Raw genomic sequence first — 15,980 nt, forward strand, 5'->3', positions numbered from 1 at the left:
CGCTTGGAAGTCACCGAAGTACTTGGTGATCGCCGCGGTCAGCGTGGTTTTACCGTGGTCAACGTGGCCGATCGTGCCGATGTTGACGTGCGGTTTGGTGCGTTCAAACTTTGCCTTTGCCATGGTGGCGCCCTTTTAATTGAGGGGCCCCAACGGGGACCCGAACCCTATCTGGCGGGCGATGTATTGGGTTCGAGCGGTAAAATCAAGCGAGACTTGCGTCTTGGCGCCACTTAAAGCCCACCGTGGGCCTGCCGCATCGGTCGGGCGCGCCCCGGCTATGGGCTATTTATCCTCCGGCTCCCCGGCGGGGGACAGCGCTGTGCCGCCGTTGAACCAACCTTCTTCGCGGTTTTTCTTAACCAGATAGGTCTCAATCGCCTTGGCCGCGTTCTGGCTGAGGTTCTTCAGCTGCTCCTCGGCGGATTTGGTATAGCCCGAGCCCACCACCGGCCCCTGATCGAGGGATTCGAAGACGGTGATCTGATGCGGCTCGGGGTTCAGCTTCTTGTTCTTGGCGTCGTCCCAGACCGTCAGGTTGAGGATCAGGATCGATTTGGGCGCAAAGACCAGCGGAATGCCCGGCTGGGCCAGGACGTAGCCCTCGACGCTGATGCCGAAGTGATAAAGCCGCTCGCCCTCGTAGCGGTCAAAGCGCTCGGCGGTGGCGGCGCGCACGGCCTCGGCCAGTTCGTCCTTGCTCACCTCGCGGCTGAGCGGCCCCTTCTGCGCCTTGGGGGCCACCACGATATTGTGGTGCAGGTTGAAATCCCCCAGCGGGGTCGGCGCCTTGTCGAGGTCGGATGCCCCGTTGCAGGCGGCCAGCGTCGCGACGAAGGTCAACAGGGCAAGAACTCTCAGCATGGGCAATCCCTCAGGGGTGTTAAGGTTTCGAAAAGGGGTAGCCGATGGGCCCAAGGGGCGCAATCATTTGCCGCAGTTGCGCAGTCCCCGGGCCGGTCTATCTTAGACTCAAAGTGAGGACAGCAAGATGACCCAAGCCCGCCCCCTGCCCGTTCGCGTGCCGCTCGTTACCGAGCCTGTCGGCATGCTCGGCAGCCTGCAGATGGCGCGTCACAATGTGCTCAGCATCATTCCCAAGATCGCCACCACCCAGCCCATGGTCTCGGGCAAGACCGGCAAGCGTTGGCATATGGTGATGGACCCCGGCGCGATCCGGCAGATCCTCTTGGACCGGCTGGAGGACTACCCCAAGTCCGACGTCACCAAGAACCTGTTGCGCCCCGCCATCGGCGAGTCGCTCTTCATCGCAGAGGGCGCGCATTGGCGCTGGCAGCGTCGGGCGGCTGCACCCGTTTTCTCACAACGCAACGTGCGCAACCTCGCCCCGGTGATGAGCGCCGCCGCTGACCGCTCAGCCGAGCGCATCGCCGCCGCCGGGCCACGCGCGGTCAACATGCTCGACGAGATGGTGACGACGACCTTCGAGGTGATCGGCGACGTTACTTTTTCGGGCGACGGCACCTTCGACCGCGACAAGGTGCATGGCGCCATCGACGACTATATCGCCGAGGCCGGCAAGATCAGCCTGTTCGACATCCTCGGCCTGCCCGACTGGCTGCCGCGCCCGGGGCGGATGATGTCCGGTCAGGCGCTGAAGCAGATGAAGGCCATGGCCGATCAGGCGATCGAGGCGCGAGTCGCGCGCGGCCATGACGGCACGCCCGACCTGCTGGATCTGCTGCTGGAGGGCGAGGACCCCAAGACCAAGCGCCAGATGAACACTAGCGAGCTGCGCGACAACCTGCTGACCTTCATCGTCGCGGGCCATGAAACCACGGCGCTGACGCTGGCGTGGTCGATGTACCTGATGGGCTTCGACCCCGAGATGCAAGAACGCGCCCGGGGCGAGGTGCGCGCCGTGCTTCAGGGCCGTGCCTGCACCGGCGAGGACGTAGATAAATTGCCGCTGGTGCGGATGATCATCGACGAGGCGCTGCGCCTCTACCCCGCCGCCGGGATCATCTCACGCACAGCGCAGAAGCACGACACGCTCTGCGACCGCGAGATCCGGCCCGGGGACACGGTGATGATCCCGATCTACGCGCTTGGCCGCAACGAATTGCTCTGGGAGGACCCGGATGCCTTCCAGCCTGAGCGTTTCGCTGACCGCAAGGCGATCGACCGCTACGCCTATCTGCCCTTCGGGGACGGGCCGCGCATCTGCATCGGGGCGAGCTTTGCGCTGCAGGAGGCGGTGATCATCCTCGCCACCCTGCTGGGGCGGTTCAAATTCACCCCGGTGCCGGGCCGCGACCCGGAGCCGGTGATGATCCTGACCCTGCGCCCCGAGGGCGGCGTCTGGATGACCGCCGAGCCGCTGGACTGACCGCGCCCCGAGGGGCGCGGGTGTTTCACGTGAACTTGTTGTCGCGCGGGAAGCCGCGGGGGGCCATGCGGCCCGAACTTGCGCGCTTGCCGGTCCACTCGGCCAGATCGGCCTCGGTCCGCGTGCGGCCCGCCGGGTCCTGCCAAGTGAGACCCGCCTCGCGCGTGAAGGTGATGGCGTCCGATAGGCCGCCGTCCTTGAACTTCTGCAGTCGCACGCCCTTGCCCCGGCCCATCTCGGGCAGCTCGTCGAGGCCGAAGACCAGCACCTTGCGGTTCTCGCCCACCGTGGCGACGCTATCGCCCGAGACGGGGTGACAGACCAGCGCCGTGACCCCCTCGCCGCGCACGTTGAGCACCTGTTTGCCGCTGCGGGTCTGGGCCACAACGTCATCCTCGGGCACGACAAAACCGTCGCCCGCCGTGGAAGCCACCAAAAGCTTGCGCCCCGGCTGATGGATGAAGAGCGAGACGATCTGCACCTCGTTGGGCAGGTCGACCATCAAGCGCAGCGGCTCGCCCATGCCGCGCCCGCCGGGCAGATTGGCGGCGGAGACGGTGTAGAACCGCCCGTTCGAGCCGAAGACCAGCAGCCGGTCCGTCGTCTCGGCATGGAAGATAAAGCGCGGGCCGTCGCCGTCCTTAAACTTCAACTCGCGGTTCAGGTCGATATGGCCGGTCATGGCGCGGATCCAGCCCATCTGGCTGCAGACCACGGTGATCGGCTCGCGGTCGATCATCGCCTCGATCGGCACGTCTTCGACCTCTCCGGCGGTGTCGAACTCGGTCAGACGCTGGCCGCGCTTCACGCCGTCGATCACCCAATCCTTGCCGAACTGCTTTTTCGTCGCGCGCAACTGGTCGGCGATGGTGGACCATTGCAGGTCCTCGCTTTCCAACAGGTCTTCGAGCCCCGCACGCTCGGTCATCAGCGCGTCACGCTCGGCGACCAGCGCGTCTTCTTCCAGACGCCGCAAGGACCGCAGGCGCATGTTGAGAATCGCCTCGGCCTGCACGTCCGACAGACCGTTCTCGCGGCCTGCGTAGCTGTGCGGGATCGCGCGGGTGTCGCCGCTCTCGGCCAGCACGCCGGTGGCCTGCGCCTCGGCATCGGCGATGACCGCCAGTTTCGAGACATCGACCCCCGCGAGCGGCGAGACATAAGCGGCCTCGTCCATGGCGCGGCTGAGCGTGTCCTGATGCGCACGGCTCCAGTCCTCGTACATCAACGCGGCCTTGGGGTCTTCGTCGTAGCGGATGATCTCGATCACCCGGTCGAGGTTCAGAAACGCCGTGATCAGGCCCTGCAACACCTCAAGCCGGTGGTCGATCTTGTCCATCCGGTGCCGCGAACGGCGCTGCAGCACCTCGCGCCGGTGGTCGAGGAAAGCGCGCAGCACTTCCTTGAGCGAACAGACCTTGGGCGTCTGCCCGTCGATCAGCACGTTCATGTTGAGCGAGAATCGCACCTCCAGATCGGAGTTGCGGAACAGCATCCCCATGAGCACATTCGGTTCGACGTTTTTGGACCGCGGCTCAATGATCATGCGGATGTCTTCGGCGGATTCGTCGCGGATGTCGGCGAGAATCGGGATCTTCTTGGTCTGGATCAGCTCGGCGATCTTCTCGATCAGCTTGGACTTCTGGACCTGATAGGGAATCTCGGTGACGACAATCTGCCACGCGCCACGGCCCAGATCCTCGACCTCCCAACGACAGCGCAGCCGGAAGGAGCCGCGGCCCGTGCGATAGGCGTTGGCGATGTTCTCGGGCGGCTCGACGATGATGCCGCCGGTGGGGAAATCCGGGCCGGGGACGTAGTTCAAGAGCGTGTCGTCGCGTGCGTCCGGCGTCTTGATCAGGTGGATACAGGCGTCGCAAAGTTCGGCGATGTTATGCGGCGGGATGTTCGTGGCCATGCCCACGGCGATGCCTGAGGAGCCATTGGCCAAAAGGTTCGGGAACTGAGCGGGCAGCACAGCAGGCTCGGTCAGCGTGCCATCGTAGTTTTCGCGGAAATCGACGGCATTCTCGTTCAGCCCTTCCAGCATCGCCTCGGCCACGGCGGTCATCCGCGCCTCGGTGTATCGCGAGGCCGCCGGGTTGTCGCCGTCGATGTTGCCGAAATTGCCCTGCCCGTCGACCAGCGGGTAGCGCACGTTGAAATCCTGCGCCAGACGCGCCATCGCGTCGTAGATCGCGGCATCGCCATGCGGGTGATAGTTACCCATCACGTCGCCCGAAATCTTCGCTGATTTGCGAAAGCCCCCGGTGGACGACAGCCGCAACTCGCGCATCGCGTAGAGGATGCGGCGGTGCACCGGCTTCAGCCCGTCACGGGCATCGGGCAGCGCCCGGTGCATGATCGTGCTCAGCGCATAGGTCAGGTAACGATCCCCCAAGGCGCGGCGCAGCGGCTCGGACAGGTCATTCGGGTCGAGTTCTGGGGGTGTGCTTGTGTCTGACATGACGGGTCTTTTAGCCAAGCACGCCAGAGCGGGCAAGCGACAGATTACCCGCAAACGACTCGGCAAGATGGCCGCTGGCACGGTTTCAAGTGAGAAAAAAGCAATACTTTCCGGCTATGCGAATTCTTGCCAATCGGAAATGAACCATTCGCGAGGTTTCGCGTTGGTCTCTCAACAGCAACATGGTTTGACACGGGACGAGGAACAGCAAAAATGAAACGGTTCATCTTTTTGACATTTGGTTTCATGGGCTGGGCATTCTACGAAATGAGCGGCGGGGCCGACTTCGTGCCCGCAGGCTCGCAAACGGCCAGTGCCGAAGCGGCCGAGGCGGCCGAGGCGGCCCTGATCGCCAGCGCAAACCCCTCTTCCAACCTTGTCACTGCCACTGCCGCGAACGCGGCCCGCAAGGCGGAAAGCCCGATCACCCCCTTCGCCGAACGGACCCCTGCGCGTGATGCCACAGCAACCCGCGTGGCGCTGAACCTTACGACGCTGAGCGACCTGCCGCAGGCCAATGACGGGGACCTGCCGCAGGCCAATGACGGGATGGTGCAAAAAGCCGTGGCCACCCCCGCGAACCGCGCCGGGGCGAAAGTGGTGAAGGCCAAGGCCGTCAGCACCCCCAAAGTGGAAAAGGCCGCTTACACGACGACAAGCGCCAATGCGCCCGCTGTTATCCCGAGCTTGATCGAAGGCGCTGACAACGGCGCGACCTTTGTCAGCACGACCCAGGCCGACATTCGCGAAGTCAACGGCACCCGCGTCAATGTCCGCGGCGGTCCGGGCACCAACTTCGGCGTGGTCGGCAAGCTCGGCAAAGGCGACGCCGTCGAAGTGATCGAAGACAATGGCGCAGGCTGGGTGCGTTTCCGCAGCGTCGACGGCAGCGAATCCGGCTGGATGGCCGACTTCCTGCTCAGCAACGGCTAACTTGCCAATCCCATATCATCGCGCGATGAAGGGCCTTTCACACGAAGGGCCCTTTGCATGTCTGCGACCCGCTCCATCCTCATCACCGGCTGTTCCAGCGGCATCGGCTATGCCGCCGCGCAGGGTATGCGCGCCCGTGGCTGGCGCGTTTTCGCTGCTTGCCGCCAACAAGCGGATTGCGACCGATTGCAAGCCGAAGGATTCGACGCGCCGCGCCTCGATTACGCCGATGAGGCCAGCATCCAAGCGGCGCTTGCCCATGTGCTGGACCAAACCGGCGGCACGCTCGACGCGCTGTTCAACAACGGTGCCCACGCCACGCCCGGGTTGGTCGAAGACCTCCCCACCGATGCCCTGCGCGAGATATTCGAGGCGAATTTCTTTGGCTGGCACAGCCTGACCCGCGCGGTGATCCCGGTGATGCGCAAGCAGGGGCATGGGCGGATCGTGCAATGTTCCTCGGTGCTTGGCATGGTGGCGATGCCGTGGCGCGGGGCGTATAATTCCACGAAATTCGCCCTTGAAGGGCTGACCGATACCCTGCGGCTTGAGATGCGCGGCACCGGGGTCGCGGTGATCCTGATCGAACCCGGCCCTGTCACCTCGAAACTGCGGACCAAGGCCATTCCGCGTTTCGAGCGCTGGATCGACTGGAAAAGCAGCCCCCGCGCGGCGGAGTATGAAAGCACCATGCGCCCCCGGCTTTATGACGACAGCGGCAAGAAGGACCGCTTCGAACTCCCGCCCGAGGCGGTGGTCGAGAAGCTGGTGCACGCCGTCGAATCCCCCCGACCCCGCCCGCGCTATTTCGTCACAACCCCAACGCATATCGGCGGTGTTTTACGGCGTATCCTGCCGACGCGCGCGCTGGACTGGGTCACCAGCCGCTGATTTTGGTTGCGCGGCTGCACGGTGCCGCTACATCTCGGGGCAACGAAAGGACAGCCCATGCCAAATGATCCGTTTTTCGTGATCGTCCTGATCTCTGTCGTGGCGGTCGCCGTTGTGCTCCTGATGGGGCTGGGCGGCTTTGCCACCGGGGGCAAATTCAACAAACGCAACGCCAATAAGCTGATGCGCTGGCGGATCATCGCGCAGTTCATCGCCGTGCTGCTGATCCTTGCCTATGTCTATTTCCGAGGGGGCACGATCTGATGGTTGTACTGAACAAGATTTACACCCGCACCGGGGACAAGGGCACCACCGCCCTTGGCAATGGCGACCGTGTCGCCAAACATGACGCGCGGGTCGAGGCCTATGGCACTTCGGATGAGCTGAACTGCTTTGTCGGGGTGGCACGGCTTGAGACTAAGGGCGCCACGGATGAAGCGCTGGCGCGCATTCAGAACGATCTTTTCGATCTGGGCGCCGACCTCTGCCGCCCCGATATGGAAGCCGATAAGGATGCGGAATACCCGCCCCTGCGGGTCACCCAAGAACAGGTCGACCGGCTGGAGCGTGAGATCGACGTGATGAATTCCGAGTTGGAGCCGCTGCGCAGCTTCATCCTGCCCGGCGGGCGCGCGCTGGCGGCGCATCTGCATGTCTGCCGCACCGTGGCGCGCCGCGCCGAGCGGCTGGCGGTGTTGCTGGCTGAGCAAACGGCGGTGAACCCCGCCTGCGTGACCTATCTGAACCGGCTAAGCGATTGGTTCTTCGTCGCCGCGCGGATGGCAAATAACGCGGGCAAGGAAGACGTGCTTTGGGTGCCGGGGGCGAACCGGGCGTAAAATAGCGCTAACAGACGAAAAACCGGGAAAACGCCGCGTTCAAAACTGCCAACCTGCCGATTTTGGCCTGTTTTGATCCGATCCGCTTCGTTACACCCGTCTGGAGAATTAGGGAGACCGGGCCACCAGCCCGCGTCGCAAACTGAGGAGAGAGACCGCTCATGAAGGTACTGGTGCCTGTCAAACGCGTGATCGACTATAACGTGAAAGTTCGTGTCAAAGCGGACGGATCGGGTGTTGATCTTGCCAATGTGAAAATGTCGATGAACCCCTTCGACGAAATCGCCGTCGAACAGGCGATTCGTCTGAAGGAAGCCGGTCAGGCTGATGAGGTCGTCGCCGTCTCCATCGGTGTGAAGCAAGCGCAGGAAACGCTGCGCACCGCCCTCGCCATGGGTGCCGACCGCGCGATCCTCGTGGTGGCCTCGGACGATGTGCACAAGGACATCGAACCGCTGGCCGTGGCCAAAATCCTCAAAGCCGTGGTCGACGAGGAACAGCCGAGCCTCGTGCTCTGCGGCAAGCAGGCGATCGACAACGACATGAACGCCACCGGGCAAATGCTCTCGGCGCTGATGGGCTGGTCGCAAGCGACCTTTGCTTCCGACATCGCCATCGAAGGCGACAAGGCGAAAGTGACCCGCGAAGTCGACGGCGGCTTGCAGACCATCGAAGTCACCATGCCGACCGTGGTCACCGTGGACCTGCGCCTCAACGAGCCGCGCTACGCCTCGCTGCCCAACATCATGAAGGCCAAGAAAAAGCCGCTGGATGAGAAGACCGCCGAGGACTACGGCGTCGACGTCTCCAACCGCTTGGAAATCGTGAAGACCGAAGAGCCCGCGGAACGCGCCGCTGGCATCAAGGTCGGCTCGGTCGACGAGCTTGTGGCGAAACTCAAAGAAGCGGGGGCTGTGTAATGGCTGTTCTTCTGATTGCAGAGATTTCCGACGGCGAACTGTCGATGGACGCAACCGCCAAGGCGGTGACCGCGGCCAAGCAACTGGGCGACGTGACCATTCTGGGGGCGGGCAGCTCTGCCGCGGCGGCAGGCGAAGCGGCGGCCAAGATCGACGGCGTCTCCAAGGTGCTGGTTGCCGAAGACGAGATGCTGGGCCACCGTCTGGCCGAAGCCACCGCGGCGCTGATCGTCAGCCTTGCCGGTGACTACGACCACATCGTCGCGCCCGCCACTACGGACGCCAAAAACATCATGCCCCGCGTTGCGGCCCTGCTTGATGTCATGGTCATCTCGGATGCCTCCGGTGTTGTCGATGCCGACACCTTTGAGCGCCCGATCTACGCGGGCAACGCGGTGCAGACCGTGAAGTCCAACGACGCTAAGAAAGTCATCACCTTCCGCACATCGACCTTCGATGCCGCCGGTGACGGCGGGTCCGCCTCGGTCGAGACCATTTCGGCAGCCGAGAACCCCGGCCTGTCCACATGGGTCGAAGACAAGGTCGCCGAATCGGACCGCCCCGAGCTGACAAGCGCGGGCGTGGTGGTTTCCGGTGGTCGCGGTGTCGGCTCCGAAGAGGACTTTGCCCTGATCGAGAAACTTGCCGACAAACTGGGCGCGGCCGTTGGCGCCTCCCGCGCGGCGGTCGATTCGGGCTATGCCCCGAACGACTGGCAGGTGGGTCAGACCGGCAAAGTGGTCGCCCCCGACCTCTATGTCGCGGTTGGCATCTCGGGTGCGATCCAGCACCTTGCCGGGATGAAAGACTCCAAGATCATCGTCGCGATCAACAAAGACGAAGAATCGCCGATCTTCCAAGTTGCCGACTACGGCCTTGTGGCAGACCTCTTCGACGCGGTGCCGGAACTGATCGAAAAGCTGTAAGGCTTCTCATATGAGACACCAAAGGCCCGCCGTTCTCGGCGGGCCTTTTTCGTGCATGCCCCTACCGGGAGCGTCAGGACATGCTTTGCAGCGCATCGGTCAAAGCGGCGGCGGCAGAGGCATGAGCCATTGGGCCCAGCATTTCCGACGCGGCCTGCGCCTCGAACTCACTGACGACCATTCCAGCCGTCGGCCCGGCAGAGGGGTCTTTTGGAGTGACGACCTCGATCTTGGCCGTGGCGTGCTGGGCCACCGCGTCCAACATTTCTCGTGTCACGAACAGCGGATCATGGCCCAACTCTCCCAGCGGCTGCGCTGCTATTGCGACCGGCGGGCGGTCAGCCAGCCAAAGCAGCAGCGTGCGCCCCTGTATCTGCCCCAACATCAAGCGCATGCGTGCCATCCACGCCTGCTGAAGCTCCGCGCGCACCGCTTCGAACCGTTCGGGCGAGACCTGCATGAGGTGCGTCAGCATGTGCCGGTTGAAGTGGAACTGCGAGAAATCGACCTCGCGGTAGATCGTCTGCAACAGCGCGGAGGCCCCGACGAAACGGTCGTTCCGACGCCGGTGCACGGAATAGAAACGGTTGGTCATGTTCTGCGCCCCCATGACCTGAACCACCGTCACATCTGCCTGCGAGGCGGCCTGTGCAACGAAAGGGTCATGGGCAAAAGCGTCGATCCCCGCATTGGGAAAGCCGAAGTTCACGCAGGTCTTGCCGATCTCGGCCTCGACCCGTGCGGGAAACGGCTCTTCAATGAATTTTCCATAGGTCTCCGTCCCGCCGAGAAAGGCGATATAGGGCGCCTCCAACCTGCGGCGCGGGCCGCGAAACATCAGCTTTGACGTGCCATAGCGGCATGGCAAATAGTCCAGAGGCGCTGGCCCCACTGCATCATAGGTCATCGAACCCACCTTTTTGTTCACCCAAAGCCAGATTGCACAGCAGGGGCTGCGATTCTGTTAACGGGCGAATTTGTCGTGATATTTCGTAAACAGCTGCCCTTGCGGCACCCCCGCTACGCGCCCTATTGTGCGCCGAACTCAAGCAAAGGACAGGCCATGGACATCCAGACAATCGGTATCGTGGGAGCGGGGCAAATGGGCAATGGGATCGCCCATGTCATGGCGCTGGCAGGCTACGACGTGCTGCTGAACGATGTCAGCGCCGATGCGCTGGCCAAAGCGATGAAAACCGTGACCGGCAATATGGACCGCCAAGTCAGCCGCGAGAAGATCACCGCCGCCGACCGGGACGCCGCCATGGCGCGGATCACCACGACGCAGACGCTAAGCGATCTGGGCCAAAGCGATCTGGTGATCGAAGCCGCGACCGAGCGCGAAACGGTGAAACAGGCGATCTTTGAAGACCTGATCCCGCATTTGAAACCGACGACGATCCTGACCTCGAACACTTCCTCGATCTCGATCACCCGCCTTGCCAGCCGCACAGACCGGCCCGAGAAATTCATGGGCTTTCACTTCATGAACCCTGTGCCGGTGATGCAGCTGGTCGAATTGATCCGCGGCATCGCCACGGACAGCGAGACCTATGACGCTTGCAAAGCCGTGGTGGACCGTTTGGGCAAGACCGCCGCCTCGGCCGAGGATTTCCCCGCCTTCATCGTGAACCGCATCCTGATGCCGATGATCAACGAGGCGGTCTATACGCTCTACGAAGGGGTCGGCAACGTCGAGTCGATCGACAGTTCGATGAAGCTGGGGGCGAACCATCCGATGGGGCCGCTGGAGCTTGCGGACTTTATTGGTCTGGACACCTGCCTTGCCATTATGAACGTTCTGCATGACGGGTTGGCGGATACGAAATATCGCCCCTGCCCGCTGCTGACCAAATATGTCGAAGCCGGGTGGTTGGGGCGCAAGACGCAGCGCGGGTTCTATGACTACCGCGGCGAAAAGCCCGTTCCGACGCGCTGAGTTGCGAGGGTGTTGGGGGCCCTGCCCCCATCGCGCCCGAGGGTATTTTTAAAAGGATGAAGTTTAGTTGGTGAGCGCCAGAGTATGGGCGCGCAGCCAGGCCATGAAGCCGCGCGGGTCGTCGGCCCAGCGGTCGATCTCTTCGCGGGCGAGCGGGTGGCCGACGATGGGCCCTTGGGGTTTGTCGCAGGCGTGGGCGATTTCATGCAGCAAGAGCCCTTGGCGCAGCATCGGGCTGAGCCTGTTGGCAATCTGATAGGCGCGGCTGTTCTGGCCCGGGAAGCGCATCGGCACCACCTGCGCACCGGAACGGCGGATCATCTTGGCGGTGAAGACGTTCCATTCCGCTTCGACCGCCGGGCCCCACCAGCTTTCCGAGGCTGCGACGACGCCGGAGGGGAAGAGCGCCACGACGCCGCCTTCTTTGAGGTGGGCCATGGCCTTGGCGCGCATTTCCACGCCTTTGCGCTGCGCATCCGGGTCATGTGGGAAGGGCACCGGGATCATGTAGCTGCCCGCCACCTCGTCGATGGAAGTGAGCAGCGACCGGGTGAGGATACGGTAATCGGGGCGCACGCGGCCGATGAGATCGGCGAAAATCATACCGTCGACCATGCCGTGGGGGTGGTTTGCCACGACCACGACCGGTCCTTCTTTCGGGATGCGGTCCAACTGCTCTTGCGGGGTTGTGAGGTCGATGCCCATCGTGTCGAGTGCCGCGCGCCAAAAGGCTTGGCCCGAGGGGGTGCCGCGTTGTTCGAACTTACGGATCAGACGCAGGATTTTGAGCTTGCCGGTGAAAAGCTCCATCGCGGAGATCACCCGCGCCTTCCATGGGTCATCGAAGGTCGAGGCATAGGACAGGCTGCGGCGGTCGTATTTGGTGAAGGTCACCGTGCCGTCGCCTGTCTGGGCCGGCTCGGCCGCGATGTTTTGCACGTCTTCCATGGGGTCGGCGGATCCTTTTTCCCGCTTGGCGGGCCTAAAACCCTTCGCCGAACTTATCCGCCACGAGGGCGGTCAAAGCTTCGGCCAAGGCCTCGGCATCGGGGCCGGAGGTTTGGACATCGATGGTGGTGCCGCGCGACGCGCCGAGCATCAAGAGCCCCATAATACTGTCGCCCGAGGCCGACATGCCATCCTTGCTGACTTCAGCGCGGGCATCAAACGCCTCGACCACCTCGACCAATTTGGCGGAGGCGCGCGCGTGCAGGCCTTTTTCGTTAACGATCTTTAAAGAAAATTCGGGCATGACGTCTTGGGGCCTTCTAACCTGCGCTGACATTCTGGCTGTCGATATACTTCTTACCAGCTTCGAGCGCGGCACGCACGGCATCGGGCACATCCATATGCCGCGATTTGGCGAGTTTGATCAGCATGGGCAGGTTCGCGCCGTAGATGATCCGGCGGTTTTCCGGGCGGCAGGCCAAGAGGCTGAGGTTCGAGGGGGAGCCGCCAAAAAGATCGGTGACAACCACCACACCGGCGCCTTGGTCCACCGCATCGGCGGCGCTGCAGATCTCGCGTTCTTTGTCTGCGCGGTCATGGTCGGCTTCGATGGCGATGGCGCGCACGCCGAATTGGGATCCCACGACATGTTCGATGGCGGCAAGATATTCTTGCGCCAGCCCCCCATGTGCGACGATGACGATCCCGATCACGGCTTGCTTCCTTCACGATGCTGACGGTCCAGCTCTCGATGCCTAATTGACACCTGCCAGCCCTGCTCTGCAAGGCGCAAAGCGTGATCTTCGGCCATGGCGACAGAGCGGTGTTGCCCGCCCGTGCAGCCAAAGGCGATGGAGATATGGGATTTGCCCTCTTCGCGGTAGGCGGGCAGGAGCAGGAGGCTGAGGTCGAGCACCTTGTCGGCGAAATCCGCGTAGCGTTTGTCCCCCGCCACATGGGCCGCGACGGAAGGGTCGCGCCCGTCGCTGCTGCGCAATTCGGGCACCCAATAGGGATTGTTCAGAAAGCGGCAGTCGTGCACCACATCAACGCCACGCGGGAGGCCCCGCTTGTAGGAAAAGCTTTGTACCGAGACCGTGAGTTGGCGTTGCCCGCCGGGGGCGAACCATTGCTCGACCTCGGCGCGCAGCTCGTGAACGTTCAGCGTTGTCGTATCGATCAGCACGTCGGCACGGGCGCGGATCGGGTGGAGCAGTTCCTGCTCGCGTGCGATCCCGTCGACTGGGCGGTCAGCCGGGGCCAGCGGATGGCGGCGGCGGGTTTCGGAAAAGCGTTGCAGCAGCACATCGGGCGCGCAGTCGAGATAGAGCAGTTCCGCGCGCCACCCCGGTTCAGCCGTTAGGCGGCCCATCAGCTCCAGCACGCCTTCGGTGGAAAAGTCCCGGTTGCGGGCGTCGATCCCCAAGGCCACCGATTGCGCATCGCCGGGGCGGTCAAGCAGCGCGGGCAGCAGCCGCAGCGGCAGGTTGTCGATCGCCTCAAACCCCGCATCCTCCAGCACGTTGAGCGCGGAGGACCGCCCGGCGCCCGAAGGGCCGGTGACAAGGACCAACCGCCGGGGGGCGGGGTCTGTTGATGAGGTCTGACTGATCAATTCGGTTCTTCCACACCTGACATATACAGATGAATTGCTGCCGCAAAATGAGCGCTATCGCATTTGTGAAAACAGGGCAACGTGACACCCCGTAGCATATGGCTGTGCCCTTCGGGAAGACGCTGGTCTTCGGTGCGGGCCAGATCGACGACGAGGGCCAGCGGCACGGGGCCGTGATCCTCGGCCCGCAGAATGCCCACATAGCGTGCCTCGATCAGGCCACGGATCGGCTCGGGGACGCTGGCGATCACCTGATCCCCCTCGCGCATGATATCGGTGCGATCATCGGCCACCAGCTTGGCACCGAGGGCGATCAGTTGCAGGGCGAGCGCCGATTTGCCTGCACCCGACGGCCCAAGGATCAGCACCCCGCGCCCATTGATCGCCACGCAGCTGGCGTGGAGGTTTTCGCGCTCGACGGTCATATCAGGCCCCGCGCCCGGGATTCAGGTGGGCAGCCCCACGACAAAACGCGCGCCGAGCGGTTCGGAGGTAATGTCGGCTTCGGTCGGGCGGATGTTCTCGGCCCAAATCACGCCGCCATGGGCTTCGACGATCTGCTTGGAGATTGCGAGGCCGAGGCCGGAGTTATTGCCGAAATGCTCTTCGGGGCGCTGCGAATAGAAGCGTTTAAAGATTTTGCCGAGCGCCTGCTCGGGGATGCCGGGGCCGGTGTCCTCGACCACGATCAACACGCGATTGGCACGTTTGCGGGCCCAGACCCGGATCGCGTCGCCGTCTTCGCAAAAGGAAATCGCGTTGGTGATCAGGTTCACAAAGACCTGCGCCAAACGGGCTTCCAGCCCATGCACGGTGATCGGCGCAGCGGGGAGATCAGTGATGAAATCGATGCCTTTGGATTTCGCGTCTTCGCCGAGGTACTGGCCCAGATTGCCCAGCATTTGCAGCAGGTCGAAGGGCTCTTCCTCTTCCTTGACCAGTTCGGAATCGAGCCGCGAGGCATTGGAAATGTCGCTCACCAAACGGTCGAGGCGGCGCACGTCATGTTCGATCACATCCAGCAGTTTCTCGCGCTGGTCGTCGCGCTTGACCATGCGCAGCGTGCCCACGGCAGACCGGAGCGAAGCGAGCGGGTTCTTGATCTCATGGGCCACATCGGCGGCGAATTGTTCGTTGCCGTCGATCCGGTTGTAGAGCGCCGAGACCATGCCGCGCAGCGCGCCTGACAGGCGGCCAATCTCATCAGGCCGCGCGGTCAGATCGGGAATGCGGATGCGGCCGGGGTTCATTTTGCGCGCGTCCTTGTCGCGGCCCAGTTCGGCGGCGGCAGAGAGGTCGGCCAGCGGATTGGCGATGGTCGAGGCCAGAACGAGGCTGAGGCCGATGGAGACGAGGGTCGCGATGACGAAAATCTGCAAGACGCGCTCGCGTTCGCTGCGCACAAGGCGGTCGATCTCTCCCGCGGCGCTGGCCACGGCGACCACGCCGACGGGGGTCTCGCCCTGCATGATGGGAGTCACCACGCTGAAAAGCGTGCCGCCTTCGATGGCAAGCGTGCCTTCGCGCCGGGTGCCACTGATCACGCTGGTGCCAACCATGCCGCGCAATTGCTCTTCAAGCGGCGGGGTGGCGGTGAGCTCATCGGTGCTGAAGGGGGCCGAGACCCGGTCCCAAAGCCAATTCAACCCGTCGTTCAGCAAGGTCCGCTCACCCGCCTCGGAGGCGGCGAGGGCCTCGGCCACGGTGAGGCTGCCTGCGGTGCGGGCGACCAAGGTTTCCGCCGGATCATAGACAAAGACTTCGATACCGCCGCGCAGGTCCAGCCCGTCGAGCGTGGCAGCCACATCGACGCCATCGCCGGTGGTCAGGTTCACCGGCGCACCCGCGGGCAGTTGCGCTTCGATCACATCGGCGATCAGCTCGGTCTCAGAGACCAGCGCCGCAGCGCGTTGCAGCGCCAGACTGTCGCGCGAGGAATTGAGGTAGAGGATCCCCGCCACCAGAACGCTCAGCGCGATCAGGTTGAAGGTAATGATCTTGCGCGTCAGCGGCGAGGAGCGGAGCGAGAACAGCCCCCGCCGTTCGCGCTTGACCCGAATTTCATCCGGCGCGGCACTGTCGGGAGTGACCCAATCGTCCCCCAGTACAACATCACCGTCCCTGCCAGCAGCCATGTCCCGCACAAGCTTCC

General features: G+C 63.5%; 19 protein-coding genes. 9 read left to right on the forward strand and 10 right to left on the reverse strand.

The features are described 5' to 3' along the window. The coding region (locus tag HKX24_RS00005; protein ID WP_276153375.1) for a GTP-binding protein at positions 1-123 on the reverse strand (123 nt) is incomplete at its 3' end. 162 nt (positions 124-285) lie between these two features. After that, complete coding sequence (locus HKX24_RS00010) at positions 286-864, reverse strand: hypothetical protein (RefSeq protein ID WP_271692384.1); 579 nt, start codon at positions 862-864, stop codon at positions 286-288. A gap of 127 nt (positions 865-991) precedes the next feature. Here HKX24_RS00010 and HKX24_RS00015 point away from each other — a divergent pair, with 127 nt between their 5' ends. Next, positions 992-2,350 carry a cytochrome P450 gene (locus HKX24_RS00015; RefSeq protein WP_271692385.1) on the forward strand — a complete coding sequence of 453 codons (1,359 nt, stop codon included), beginning with the start codon at positions 992-994 and terminating at the stop codon, positions 2,348-2,350. Positions 2,351-2,375: 25 nt separating this feature from the next. Here HKX24_RS00015 and HKX24_RS00020 read toward each other — a convergent pair whose 3' ends face one another. Next, positions 2,376-4,817, reverse strand: coding sequence for a DNA topoisomerase IV subunit A (locus HKX24_RS00020; protein WP_271692387.1), 2,442 nt, complete (start codon positions 4,815-4,817; stop codon positions 2,376-2,378). On the opposite strand from HKX24_RS00020, the gene HKX24_RS00025 reads away from it, so the two are divergent. From HKX24_RS00025 to HKX24_RS00055, 7 genes are all read left to right on the forward strand, one after another. Then, positions 4,807-5,034, forward strand: a complete 228-nt coding sequence (locus HKX24_RS00025; RefSeq protein ID WP_271692388.1) for a hypothetical protein — start codon at positions 4,807-4,809, stop codon at positions 5,032-5,034. The two genes, HKX24_RS00020 and HKX24_RS00025, sit on opposite strands and share 11 nt — an antisense overlap. Continuing rightward, a complete protein-coding gene (locus tag HKX24_RS00030) occupies positions 5,031-5,750 on the forward strand; it encodes an SH3 domain-containing protein (protein ID WP_271692389.1) in 720 nt (239 codons plus the stop codon). Before HKX24_RS00025 ends, HKX24_RS00030 begins: the two co-directional genes overlap by 4 nt. 57 nt (positions 5,751-5,807) lie before the next feature. Beyond that, entirely contained in the window at positions 5,808-6,641 is an 834-nt protein-coding gene (locus HKX24_RS00035; protein ID WP_271692390.1) for an SDR family oxidoreductase, read from the forward strand. 57 nt (positions 6,642-6,698) lie between these two features. After that, positions 6,699-6,905, forward strand: a complete 207-nt coding sequence (locus tag HKX24_RS00040) for a twin transmembrane helix small protein (RefSeq protein WP_067260586.1) — start codon at positions 6,699-6,701, stop codon at positions 6,903-6,905. Then, entirely contained in the window at positions 6,905-7,480 is a 576-nt protein-coding gene (locus tag HKX24_RS00045; protein WP_271692391.1) for a cob(I)yrinic acid a,c-diamide adenosyltransferase, read from the forward strand. Before HKX24_RS00040 ends, HKX24_RS00045 begins: the two co-directional genes overlap by 1 nt. A gap of 161 nt (positions 7,481-7,641) precedes the next feature. Further along, the gene (locus HKX24_RS00050; RefSeq protein ID WP_271692392.1) at positions 7,642-8,400 is read left to right on the forward strand and encodes an electron transfer flavoprotein subunit beta/FixA family protein; all 759 of its coding nucleotides are present in this window, start codon (positions 7,642-7,644) and stop codon (positions 8,398-8,400) included. Further along, positions 8,400-9,326 carry an FAD-binding protein gene (locus HKX24_RS00055; protein WP_276153746.1) on the forward strand — a complete coding sequence of 309 codons (927 nt, stop codon included), beginning with the start codon at positions 8,400-8,402 and terminating at the stop codon, positions 9,324-9,326. The genes HKX24_RS00050 and HKX24_RS00055 overlap by 1 nt, the downstream gene beginning before the upstream one ends. Positions 9,327-9,399: 73 nt before the next feature. Here the strand turns inward: HKX24_RS00055 and HKX24_RS00060 are convergent, their stop codons facing one another. Next, positions 9,400-10,233, reverse strand: a complete 834-nt coding sequence (locus HKX24_RS00060) for a DUF6473 family protein (RefSeq protein ID WP_271692394.1) — start codon at positions 10,231-10,233, stop codon at positions 9,400-9,402. A 156-nt stretch (positions 10,234-10,389) separates the two neighbouring features. Here HKX24_RS00060 and HKX24_RS00065 point away from each other — a divergent pair, with 156 nt between their 5' ends. Then, positions 10,390-11,265: a 3-hydroxybutyryl-CoA dehydrogenase gene (locus tag HKX24_RS00065; protein WP_168612495.1), complete on the forward strand. Its 876-nt coding sequence runs from the start codon at positions 10,390-10,392 to the stop codon at positions 11,263-11,265. 63 nt (positions 11,266-11,328) lie between these two features. Here HKX24_RS00065 and HKX24_RS00070 read toward each other — a convergent pair whose 3' ends face one another. The 6 genes from HKX24_RS00070 to HKX24_RS00095 are packed head-to-tail and all read right to left on the reverse strand — an operon-like array spanning position 11,329 to position 15,963. Further along, positions 11,329-12,213 (reverse strand): lysophospholipid acyltransferase family protein, encoded by an 885-nt coding sequence (locus HKX24_RS00070; RefSeq protein ID WP_271692395.1) that lies wholly within the window; start codon positions 12,211-12,213, stop codon positions 11,329-11,331. 34 nt (positions 12,214-12,247) lie between these two features. Next, positions 12,248-12,517, reverse strand: a complete 270-nt coding sequence (locus HKX24_RS00075) for an HPr family phosphocarrier protein (protein WP_067260603.1) — start codon at positions 12,515-12,517, stop codon at positions 12,248-12,250. Positions 12,518-12,533: 16 nt separating this feature from the next. Continuing rightward, the gene (locus HKX24_RS00080; RefSeq protein WP_271692396.1) at positions 12,534-12,926 is read right to left on the reverse strand and encodes a PTS fructose transporter subunit IIA; all 393 of its coding nucleotides are present in this window, start codon (positions 12,924-12,926) and stop codon (positions 12,534-12,536) included. After that, positions 12,923-13,828 (reverse strand): RNase adapter RapZ, encoded by a 906-nt coding sequence (rapZ, locus tag HKX24_RS00085; protein ID WP_271692397.1) that lies wholly within the window; start codon positions 13,826-13,828, stop codon positions 12,923-12,925. Before rapZ ends, HKX24_RS00080 begins: the two co-directional genes overlap by 4 nt. After that, the gene (locus HKX24_RS00090) at positions 13,825-14,253 is read right to left on the reverse strand and encodes an HPr kinase/phosphatase C-terminal domain-containing protein (protein ID WP_271688325.1); all 429 of its coding nucleotides are present in this window, start codon (positions 14,251-14,253) and stop codon (positions 13,825-13,827) included. The genes rapZ and HKX24_RS00090 overlap by 4 nt, the downstream gene beginning before the upstream one ends. Positions 14,254-14,274: 21 nt before the next feature. Then, complete coding sequence (locus tag HKX24_RS00095; protein ID WP_271692398.1) at positions 14,275-15,963, reverse strand: sensor histidine kinase; 1,689 nt, start codon at positions 15,961-15,963, stop codon at positions 14,275-14,277. Positions 15,964-15,980: the final 17 nt, after the last annotated feature.

The sequence above is a fragment of the Sulfitobacter sp. M85 genome (genome assembly GCF_029285915.1).
GTDB classification, from domain to species: Bacteria; Pseudomonadota; Alphaproteobacteria; order Rhodobacterales; family Rhodobacteraceae; genus Sulfitobacter; species Sulfitobacter faviae.